The 2943-nt window shown below is 42.1% G+C and carries 3 protein-coding genes; 1 reads left to right on the forward strand and 2 read right to left on the reverse strand.

All coding sequences use genetic code 11. The annotated features are described in order from the left end of the window. The coding region (locus KGY70_20215) for a hypothetical protein (protein ID MBS3777529.1) at window positions 1-279 on the forward strand (279 nt) is incomplete at its 5' end. A 78-nt stretch (window positions 280-357) separates the two neighbouring features. On the opposite strand, the gene KGY70_20220 is transcribed toward KGY70_20215, so the two are convergent. Both KGY70_20220 and KGY70_20225 read right to left on the reverse strand, forming a co-directional pair. Beyond that, a complete protein-coding gene (locus KGY70_20220; protein ID MBS3777530.1) occupies window positions 358-1230 on the reverse strand; it encodes an aldo/keto reductase in 873 nt (290 codons plus the stop codon). Window positions 1231-1807: 577 nt separating this feature from the next. Next, window positions 1808-2943 (reverse strand): hypothetical protein (locus KGY70_20225; GenBank protein ID MBS3777531.1); only part of this gene is annotated, 1136 nt, incomplete at its 5' end.

Consider the following 2943-nt stretch of genomic DNA (forward strand, 5'->3'; position numbering starts at 1 on the left):
ATCATAACATGGATAGCTAAACCTGTTAAGTATGTAAAAACAAAGATTTTTCAAGTTACAAATGAGAATAAAAAACAAGTTTTACCTTATTATACACGAGATCATCCTGAGGTACCAGGATTGAAAACAATTCAATTAGAAGATTATTTTGTAAAAACTGCTGATGAATTTAGCTCTGATTCCGAATTTAGATTTATTTTTATTCCTAAAGGTAAACCTGTTTTTTCCCAGGAAATTATTCATATACCAGAAATAAACAGTGTAATCCAAATGAAATAAAGATCACACAAATTTCTTTTTATTAGGACAATCTTGAACTCAAATTATCAGGAATTGTGATGTCACGATGAACCCTTATCAGGTATGCGCATCAATCTCCTCAAAGCTGGCCATGGCCACGGCAGTAGTATCGACAAAAGCCTGTGAACGCACCCACTTCACAGCCCCGCTGTAGCTGGGCTCTTCTCCCTGTTTGAATGCATGTTTGCCACCGGAACAGGTTTTCATGGCTACAACAGCAGTTCCGTTTTTATGAGCCTGCTTCATCTCTTTGATCAGGGCCTCCTGATCCCAGGACGTGCTCCAGTCACTCTGAGAATGCTGGAAACCTCCGAACGGATTAAAGGGTACCATCACAACATCATAAAACGGATCACGGTTTTGTTCCCTGAGCAGACTTACATGGTTATGGGTGGAAAATCCATGTGCCCTGATGGCTCCCTTCTCTTTCATCTCAGTTAATACTTTGCGGATGGTCTCATTCCGCATGACACCTTCATCCCCTATGCCATGAAGCAACATCACATCAATATAATCGGTCTGCAGGGCTTTCAGACTCTCTTCCAGTGAAGTCTCCATCTGTCTTCCTATCTTAGCGGCACTCGCAGAACCTCCTTCCAGGTCCACTTTCATTTTGGACTGGATGACATACCGTTCCCGTGTGCCTTTCAGGGTTTTTCCTATCATGACCTCGTTCTGGCCGTTTGCGTAACGGCGTCCCGTATCCAGAAAAGTGATTCCTTTATTGAGGGCTGCTTTGAGTACACCAGGTTCCTGTGTCCGGGCAGCACCGAAACCCAATGTGGTGACCTCAATATCGGTGTTTCCCAGTTTTTTTGATTCCGTAATGGAACCCTTACCGGAAGTCATGCCGGATAATCGCGGCATAAGCCCAATACCCAGCGCAGTTAATGATGATCGTGTTAAGAATTCTTTTCTCGTGATTTTCATATCATAAAGCGTTTTGACAACAAGGTCAGTTATTAAGAAGCTGTAAAAATATAGGATTTTTAAGAAAATTAAAAGATAAAAAACTCTTTTTTATCAATTGCTGATGTGTTTTCTGTTAACCTGGATTATTCTTACCGCAGCTTTAGCGGCAAACAAATTTCTCATAACCTGATGTTATGTATCGTTCTCAAAATTAAGCAATTTGACTTTTTTTGAACCACATACCTGCCCCGAAGCAGGCGGGGGGAACATAGGAAAGATAGGATTTCACATAGGTTTATCATTAATCAAGCAATTGAGAGGACAAATTTTCAAATAAGGTTCTTTGATTTGCTTGTTTTACTTAATGAAAAATTTTTTGTTATTCACAATATTTCTTTCTATGTGTTAGCCTATGTAAACTATGTACCTTATATGTTTGAAGTTGGAAATTTATTAATAATTATTATTCCAAACAAGTAATCATTTGCTATACTTGAGTCAGTAGAGGAGGGTTGTGCCTTATTACCCATGAAATATATTAAGCCGATGAACAGCAGACGGATGTCAATAAACCGGCTAGATCACCAAAAGACAATTATTGCTTAAGTTCTGAAAGTATATCCATAGCCATTCTGTGAATGATAACCCCGGTTTCCGGGCCAAGAGAATTGGATTCCCCATAATGTCCGCTCTCTTCTCCATAAAGGTATGGCTTCTTTTCATCCCATTGGCTTTTGGGAATGATGTAGCCCATTTCATCATTGGTCAGTCCCATAAAAAAATGATAATCTCCGGGCATGGCAGCATGTAAAGGTGGTACCTCAACCGGATCCACAGAAAAATCCTGTCCTTCAGGCGCTTCTATCCCTCCATAAACAATCTCCGGATAAATCTCACCGGGAATGGTTAAAAAGCTCGCTTCACCCAATGTAAAAGCAGCCATTTCACTTCTGTGCATTCCCCAGCCGTTGAATCCCTGTTTGATGATTCCCAGGATTGAAGCCAGTTTAAAAAGCCGGTTTTCTATGGGCAGGCTGAAAGTTTTGACCCTTAAGTTCAGGGAGGCTTTCTGTACTGTATCGGCTGAGGTTTTAAGGGTTTTCTCAACAAGCATGGCCAGTTTTTTTCCCTGTGCATCTGCCTTTTCAAAGGATGGTTTTTTGAAAGACCGGCCTGTAACCGGATCTTCTACGGTAACGTCCGGTGTAGTTGACATCAGTCCGCCAATGGCGCCGGGAATGAACATACTGGTACCCCCAAAACCTTTAAATACCAGGCTGTCTTCATGCCGAATCCCTCCTTCAAGATATTGACGCAGATAATGGGGAAAATCCGAACTGATTTGCAAATGCTTGTTCCAGGTAGTTTCGGGATGATTCCCCCAAAGCACCAGTGTACCCAGGGTAGAATCTTTCCTGCTATCAACTGCCTGCATGATTTTCAGGGCATCATCTTTTACTTCGGGAGGCCGGGTATCTTTCACCATAGAAGCTGCATCCCTTTCATTTATTGCAAATACCAGGCGGGCCGGGTGTAGATTATTATCAGCCTGAATCACAGCCTGAGCCGTTTTTTCGAGAACCTGTGACTTATAGTCTTCATTCACGCCGCTTTTCAACCGGCTTTTACCCCACAGCCCCAGTAAATCAGGCGCGGAATGGGTATGCGTTGCGGACACGGCTGTATAATCTATAGAAGCTTCGCCTGCAATTTTCTTCCGTATTCGGATTA

This window comes from Bacteroidales bacterium (assembly GCA_018334875.1).
Taxonomy (GTDB): Bacteria; Bacteroidota; Bacteroidia; order Bacteroidales; family UBA12077; genus JAGXLC01.

Excerpts from the sequence above, each read along its gene's own strand:
- KGY70_20220 (MBS3777530.1), bottom strand. The coding sequence starts at position 1,230 with ATGAAAATCACGAGAAAAGAATTCTTAACACGATCATCATTAACTGCG.